We start from the raw sequence: 6,497 nt of genomic DNA on the forward strand, positions 1-6,497 counted from the left end.
GGCGTCACGCGTCGGTGCGCGACGCGGCCGGCTCGACGGCGGCGGGCGGCGGCGCGAACGCCGGGGCCGGATCGATCACCGCGGCGGGATCCATCACCGCTGCGGGCGTCGGCACCGCGAGCGGAACAGCGGAAGGCGCGAGGATCGGCGCCGCCTCCGGCGCGGCGATCGGCTCGGCGACGGGCGAAGCGTCCGCCGTCGGCGCCTGCTCGGCCGCCACGGCCGGCGAACTGGTCGCCGCCGCCGCGGGCCGGCGCGCCGGATCGAACAAGAACGACAACCCGACGCTGCCGAGGATCGCGACGGTCGCGACCACGGTCGCCATCGTCACCGGCTCGCCCAGCAGCAGCGCGCCGAGCGCGACCGCGACGATCGGGTTCACGTACATGCAGCTGCTCGCGATGATCGGGCTCGTGTGGCGGATCAGGTAGCCGTACGCGACGTACGCGGCCATCGTGCAGAACACCATCAGGTACGCGAACGCGAACACGGGCCCGACGGCCAGTTGCTCGACGCGTTCGCCGAGCAGCCACGCGACGATCGTCGACATCAGCCCGCCGAGGCCGATCTGCAGCGACGTCGACAGGAACAGGTCGGACGGCAGCTTGAGGCGCGTCGCGAGATGCGCGCCGCCCGCCCAGAACAGTGCGCCGGCCAGCACGCAGATCGTGCCGAGCGCCGAATTCGCGGCGGCCGCGCCGCCCGAATTCAGCACGACGATGCCGACCATCCCGAGCGCGACGGCCGCCCATTCGCCCTTCGTCACCGGCCGCCCCGCCACCGCCGCGATCACGGTCGCGAACAGCGGCACCGTGGCCACCATCACCGCGGCCGAACCGCTGCTGACCGTGCGCATGCCGAGCGCGATCGTGCCGGACGACAGCGCGACGAGCATCGTGCCGACGATCGCCGAGTTGCGGATTTCCAGCAGCGTCGGCCATTCGGGCTTGCGCCGCAGCGCGAAGATGAACAGGCCGATCCCGCCGAGCAGGTTGCGCAGCCCCGACAGCAGCAGCGGCGGGAACGACTGCAGCGCGAAATGCAGCCCGCTGTAGGTCGAGCCCCAGACGAAATAGATGAAGACGAGCGCGAGCGCCACGCGGCCGCCGCGGCTTTGCGGCAGGCGGATCCGGAACGAAAAGCGGGCAAGGAAATCGAGGAGGCGGTCGAGCGGCGTCATCGAGCCACCTGCCCGCACGTCACGCCGCGTGCTCCGCTGAAAGACGCCGGCGATGCCGGCAAACGGTCCACGCGGGACCGGGAAGGCAGAGCGAACGTGCGGAACGACATGGCAGTGCGAACGGCGACGAAAGAGAACCGGCAAGCGGCGGCAAAGGGACAAAAACGGGCAAAAAAAAACGTGCGCACCCGCGTCGGCTGCACACGCTCGGCATTATGGCATCAAGGATTCGAAAGCATCGTCGGACCTGTCTGAAAGCCTATCGACTGATGTTTCGGCGCGACATTTTTCGCGCGGCGGTGCGGCGAAATCCGGGGCCGGATACGCAAGGCGCGGAGCGCCGGCGCCGCCATTCGCCCCCCTTGATCCAGCATCGGCCTGACGACCAGTTTGTGCGTCGGCGCGTCGTGACGCGCCTATCGTGACGGACGGCGCGCGCTCCTGGTGGCGCCCGCGGCTTCTTTCCGACACCTGCATAGACCATACAAAATTTTGTATAATCCAGACATTCTTCCGCCGAAGCCCGTCGTTTTCGTCGGCAGCGCGCAGGCCGATCTCCGCGGCTTTCCGCTGCCTGCGCGACGCGAAGCCGGCCACCCGATCGATCAGGTGCAGCGCGGCCTCGCACCCGACGACTGGAAACCGATGCGCACGATCGGCGTCGGCGTGCGGGAAATTCGCCTGCGCGATGCAAGCGGCGCATTCCGGATCGTCTACGTCGCGACTTTCACCGAGGCCGTCTACGTCCTGCACTGCTTGCGCAAGCAATCGACGCGCACGAACAAGACCGATATCGACCTCGCCGCCCGCCGCTATCGGGCGCTGATGATGGAGTTGAAACGATGACCGATGAACGTTACGCGAACGTCTGGGACGCAATCGAGCGCGAGCCGGCGGAAGCCGCGAACATGAAGCTGCGCTCCGAACTGATGATCGCGCTCAAGCAGCGCATCGCGCGGCTCGAACTGAGTCAGGCCGAGGCCGCGAAGCAGCTGGGCGTCACGCAGCCGCGCGTCTCCGACCTGATGCGCGGCAAGATCAACCTGTTCGGGCTCGACGCGCTCGTGAACATGGCCTCGGCAGTCGGCCTGCGCGTCGATCTGCAGGTGCGCGATTCCGCGTGACGCATACGCACGCGGTGCACGCCGCGCGCACCGCTCACGATCCGCCGAACCAGTTGTAGCCCTGATCGACCCAGTAGCCGCCCGGGAACGTATCGGTCACGAAGATTTCCATGATGTGCTTCGGGTTCTTGTAGCCGAGCTTGGTCGGCATCCGCAGCTTCATCGGAAACCCGTATTCCGGCGGCAGCCGACGGCCGTCGTAATCGAACGCGAGCAGCGTCTGCGGATGCAGCGCGGTCGGCATGTCGATGCTTTCGTAGTAGTCGTCCGCGCACTTGAAGCCCACGTATTTCGCCCGCGTGTCGGCGCCGGCGCGCGCGAGGAATGCGCCGAACGGCGTGCCGCCCCAGCGGCCGATCGCACTCCACCCTTCCACGCAGATGTGCCGCGTGATCTGTTCCGCGTGCGGCAGCGCGCGAAGCTCGTCGAGCGTCCACACGCGCTTGCCCGTTACACGGCCGGACAACACGAGCCGATACGTCGATTCGTCGACGTGCGGCACGTCGTCGATCCCGTAGTACGCGTTGAACGGAAACGGTCGCGTGATGTCGGCTTCGGCATAGGTCGGCGCGAGCCGGTCGGGATTGAACAGCCACGCCTGCACGCGATCGTTCATGCGCGACACTTTCTCGAGGAACGTGTTGACCGACGCGTCGTCCTGCAGCGTGCAGCCGGTCAGCATCGCGAGGCCGCCGAGCGTCAGCACGCGCCGGTTGAAGAGGCGTCGCGACGGCATCTCGAGCGTGCGGCGCACGTCGAGTTCGAGCGATTGCCGATCGAGCGTCCAGCGCGGCGCGCTCCGGTTTTTTTCGGATTCCGACATGATGATTTCCTTCGCCCGCGACGCGCGGGTCAGCGGCCGCGCAGCATCGCGAGCAGCGAGCGCGGCACCAGCAACGCCATCGCGACGTGGACGACCACGAATGCGACCAGCAGCCCCATCGCCCAGAAGTGCACGATGCGCGCGTTGTCGTAACCGCCGAACAATTCGCGCAACAGCGGGAACTGCACGGACTTCCAGATCGTGAGCCCCGACAGCACCAGCACGACGAGATCGACGATCGCGGTCAGGTATGCGGCACGCTGCACTGCGTTGTAGACGCTCAGGTCGTCGTGCGACAGCCGCCCGCCGAGCGCGGCGCGTACGTCGCGCCACACCGACGCGGGCGTCACGGGCAGCAACTTGCGCGCGAAGCGCCCGGTCGCGATCGACATCGCGAGATAGAACAGCCCGTTGCCGACCAGCAGCCACATCGCCGCGAAATGCCATTGCAGCGCGCCGCCGAGCCAGCCGCCCAGCGTGATGCCGTGCGCGAACGTGAACGACGGATAGATCGGCGACGCGTCGTAGATCCGCCAGCCGGACAACGCCATCAGGACCGCCGCGAGCGCGTTGAGCCAATGGCTCGCGCGCACCCAGCGCGGATGGATCGTCGGTGCGGGCGGCGGCGCGCCCGCGCGATCCGTGACAGGAACCGTTTGCATGATGAAGACTCCCGGGATGATGCAGCGGGACGCGACGCGCGCCGGTAACCGGGCGGCCGCGCCCCGCCCGCATTCGTCAGTTCGACGGGCTCATCGCGTCCTTCTTCATCGCGTCGCCCTTCTTCATCGCGTCGTGGCCCATCGCATCCTTCTTCATCGCATGCTTCTTCATGCCGTCCTTCTTCATCGCGCCGTCCTTCGCCATCGCGTCGTGGCCCATCGCGTCCTTCGACATCGACATGCCGTCCTTCGACATCGCATCGTTCTGCGCGTAGGCCCCCGTGGCAATCGTGGCGAGTGCGGCGACACAGGCGGCGACGAATACGTTTTTCATGACATCTCTCCGATACGTGGGTTTAGGAGTCGAATAGACGGAGCACGCGGCCGGAAATGACAGCGCTTGCGAAAATTTTTTCGAAGCCGGGAATAAGGGAAGGAAATGCTGCACTGCGCGCCGCTTGTGTCCGGGCCGCGTGGCGGGTCGACGGCAACGCTTGCTGCGGCGCACCGTGCGCACGGCGGCGGCCACGAGCGGGCCATCGCCCGGCGGCATCCGCGCCGCACCCGGTTGAAACCGCCGCCAAGCCGGTGTATCGTGTGCCCTTGCTAACGCGGGGGTCCTGCAATGCGTTCGGTCAAACAACCGGCATTGCGGGTGAGAAATACCCTTTGAACCTGATCTGGATAATGCCAGCGCAGGGAAGCGTACGGATTTCGCCGCCATCCCTCTGACGAAACCCGCCGCCTCACGAATCTCGTCTCCTGCTTAGCTAGCGCCCCACATCAGGAGATTGCATGAACGCCAATCCGAAGTTTCTGTCCGCCGACGCCCACGTCGATGCCGCTGCTGTCGCGCCGCTGCCCAATTCGCGCAAGGTGTATGTGACCGGTTCGCAACCCGACATCCGCGTGCCGATGCGCGAAATCACGCAGGCCGACACGCCGACCGGCTTCGGCGGCGAGAAGAATCCGCCGATCTACGTGTACGACACGTCGGGCCCGTACACCGATCCGGACGCGAAGATCGACATCCGCGCGGGCCTGCCGGCGCTGCGCCAGCGCTGGATCGAAGCGCGCGGCGACACCGAAGTGCTCCCCGGCCTGTCGAGCCAGTACGGCCTCGAGCGCGCGGCCGATCCGGCCACGGCCGAGCTGCGTTTCCCGGGCCTGCACCGCAACCCGCGCCGCGCGCAGGCCGGCAAGAACGTCACGCAGATGCACTATGCGCGCCAGGGCATCATCACGCCGGAAATGGAATACATCGCGATCCGCGAGAACCAGCGCCGCGCCGAGTACATCGAGAGCCTGAAGTCGAGCGGCCCGAACGGCGCGAAGCTCGCCGCGATGATGGGCCGCCAGCATCCGGGCCAGGCGTTCGGCGCCGCGGCCTTCGGCGCGAACGCGCTGGCCGAGATCACGCCGGAATTCGTGCGCGACGAAGTCGCGCGCGGCCGCGCGATCATCCCGGCGAACATCAACCACCCGGAATCCGAGCCGATGATCATCGGCCGCAACTTCCTCGTGAAGATCAACGCGAACATCGGCAACTCGGCCGTCACGTCGTCGATCGGCGAGGAAGTCGACAAGATGACGTGGGCGATCCGCTGGGGCGGCGACACGGTGATGGACCTGTCGACCGGCAAGCACATCCATGAAACGCGCGAGTGGATCATCCGCAACAGCCCGGTGCCGATCGGCACGGTGCCGATCTACCAGGCGCTCGAAAAGGTCAACGGCAAGGCCGAAGATCTCACCTGGGAAATCTTCCGCGACACGCTGATCGAGCAGGCCGAGCAAGGCGTCGACTACTTCACGATCCATGCGGGCGTGCGCCTGCAGTACGTGCCGCTCACCGCGAACCGGATGACGGGCATCGTGTCGCGCGGCGGCTCGATCATGGCGAAGTGGTGTCTCGCGCATCACAAGGAAAGCTTCCTGTACGAACACTTCGAAGAGATCTGCGAGATCATGAAGGCGTACGACGTGAGCTTCTCGCTCGGCGACGGCCTGCGTCCCGGCTCGATCTACGACGCGAACGACGAAGCGCAGCTCGGCGAACTGAAGACGCTCGGCGAACTCACGCAGATCGCGTGGAAGCACGACGTGCAGGTGATGATCGAAGGCCCCGGCCATGTGCCGATGCAGTTGATCAAGGAGAACATGGATCTCCAGCTCGACTGGTGCAAGGAAGCGCCGTTCTACACGCTCGGGCCGCTCACCACCGACATCGCGCCGGGTTACGACCACATCACGTCCGGCATCGGCGCCGCGATGATCGGCTGGTTCGGCACCGCGATGCTGTGCTACGTGACGCCGAAGGAGCACCTCGGCCTGCCGAACAAGGACGACGTGAAGGAAGGCATCATCACGTACAAGCTCGCCGCGCACGCCGCCGACCTCGCGAAGGGTCACCCGGGCGCGCAGGTGCGCGACAACGCGCTGTCGAAGGCGCGCTTCGAGTTCCGCTGGGAAGACCAGTTCAACATCGGTCTCGACCCGGACAAGGCGCGCGAATTCCACGACGAGACGCTGCCGAAGGATTCGGCCAAGGTCGCGCACTTCTGCTCGATGTGCGGCCCGCACTTCTGCTCGATGAAGATCACGCAGGACGTGCGCGAATTCGCGGCGCAGCAAGGCGTGTCGGAAACCGAAGCGCTGAAGAAGGGGATGGAGGTCAAGGCGGTCGAGTTCGTGAAGACCGGCGCCGA

At 66.6% G+C, this 6,497-nt stretch carries 7 protein-coding genes and 1 riboswitch; of the genes, 3 read left to right on the plus strand and 4 right to left on the minus strand.

What is annotated here, in order from left to right:
• Positions 1-4: 4 nt before the first annotated feature.
• Positions 5-1,180, minus strand: a complete 1,176-nt coding sequence (locus DTA15_RS29635) for an EamA family transporter (RefSeq protein WP_012492452.1) — start codon at positions 1,178-1,180, stop codon at positions 5-7.
• Between the two features lie 492 nt (positions 1,181-1,672).
• Here DTA15_RS29635 and DTA15_RS29640 point away from each other — a divergent pair, with 492 nt between their 5' ends.
• Positions 1,673-2,026 (plus strand): type II toxin-antitoxin system RelE/ParE family toxin, encoded by a 354-nt coding sequence (locus DTA15_RS29640; protein ID WP_006483710.1) that lies wholly within the window; start codon positions 1,673-1,675, stop codon positions 2,024-2,026.
• On the plus strand, positions 2,023-2,304 hold the full coding sequence (locus DTA15_RS29645; protein WP_006483720.1) for a helix-turn-helix domain-containing protein: 282 nt from the start codon (positions 2,023-2,025) through the stop codon (positions 2,302-2,304). The genes DTA15_RS29640 and DTA15_RS29645 overlap by 4 nt, the downstream gene beginning before the upstream one ends.
• A gap of 34 nt (positions 2,305-2,338) precedes the next feature.
• Here DTA15_RS29645 and DTA15_RS29650 read toward each other — a convergent pair whose 3' ends face one another.
• The 3 genes from DTA15_RS29650 to DTA15_RS29660 form a co-directional block, all read right to left on the minus strand.
• On the minus strand, positions 2,339-3,127 hold the full coding sequence (locus DTA15_RS29650) for a molybdopterin-dependent oxidoreductase (RefSeq protein WP_006483716.1): 789 nt from the start codon (positions 3,125-3,127) through the stop codon (positions 2,339-2,341).
• Positions 3,128-3,156: 29 nt separating this feature from the next.
• Entirely contained in the window at positions 3,157-3,789 is a 633-nt protein-coding gene (locus DTA15_RS29655) for a cytochrome b/b6 domain-containing protein (RefSeq protein ID WP_006483711.1), read from the minus strand.
• Positions 3,790-3,865: 76 nt separating this feature from the next.
• Positions 3,866-4,123, minus strand: coding sequence for a pentapeptide MXKDX repeat protein (locus DTA15_RS29660; RefSeq protein ID WP_006483713.1), 258 nt, complete (start codon positions 4,121-4,123; stop codon positions 3,866-3,868).
• Positions 4,124-4,392: 269 nt separating this feature from the next.
• Positions 4,393-4,509, plus strand: a riboswitch (TPP riboswitch).
• 75 nt (positions 4,510-4,584) lie between these two features.
• On the opposite strand from DTA15_RS29660, the gene thiC reads away from it, so the two are divergent.
• The coding region (thiC, locus tag DTA15_RS29665; RefSeq protein ID WP_111990729.1) for a phosphomethylpyrimidine synthase ThiC at positions 4,585-6,497 on the plus strand (1,913 nt) is incomplete at its 3' end.

This window comes from Burkholderia cenocepacia (assembly GCF_900446215.1).
GTDB lineage: Bacteria > Pseudomonadota > Gammaproteobacteria > Burkholderiales > Burkholderiaceae > Burkholderia > Burkholderia cenocepacia.

Coding starts and splice junctions, on each gene's coding strand:
- DTA15_RS29635 (WP_012492452.1), bottom strand. CDS start 1,180: ATGACGCCGCTCGACCGCCTCCTCGATTTCCTTGCCCGCTTTTCGTTC.
- DTA15_RS29645 (WP_006483720.1), top strand. CDS start 2,023: ATGACCGATGAACGTTACGCGAACGTCTGGGACGCAATCGAGCGCGAG.
- DTA15_RS29650 (WP_006483716.1), bottom strand. CDS start 3,127: ATGTCGGAATCCGAAAAAAACCGGAGCGCGCCGCGCTGGACGCTCGAT.
- DTA15_RS29655 (WP_006483711.1), bottom strand. CDS start 3,789: ATGCAAACGGTTCCTGTCACGGATCGCGCGGGCGCGCCGCCGCCCGCA.
- DTA15_RS29660 (WP_006483713.1), bottom strand. CDS start 4,123: ATGAAAAACGTATTCGTCGCCGCCTGTGTCGCCGCACTCGCCACGATT.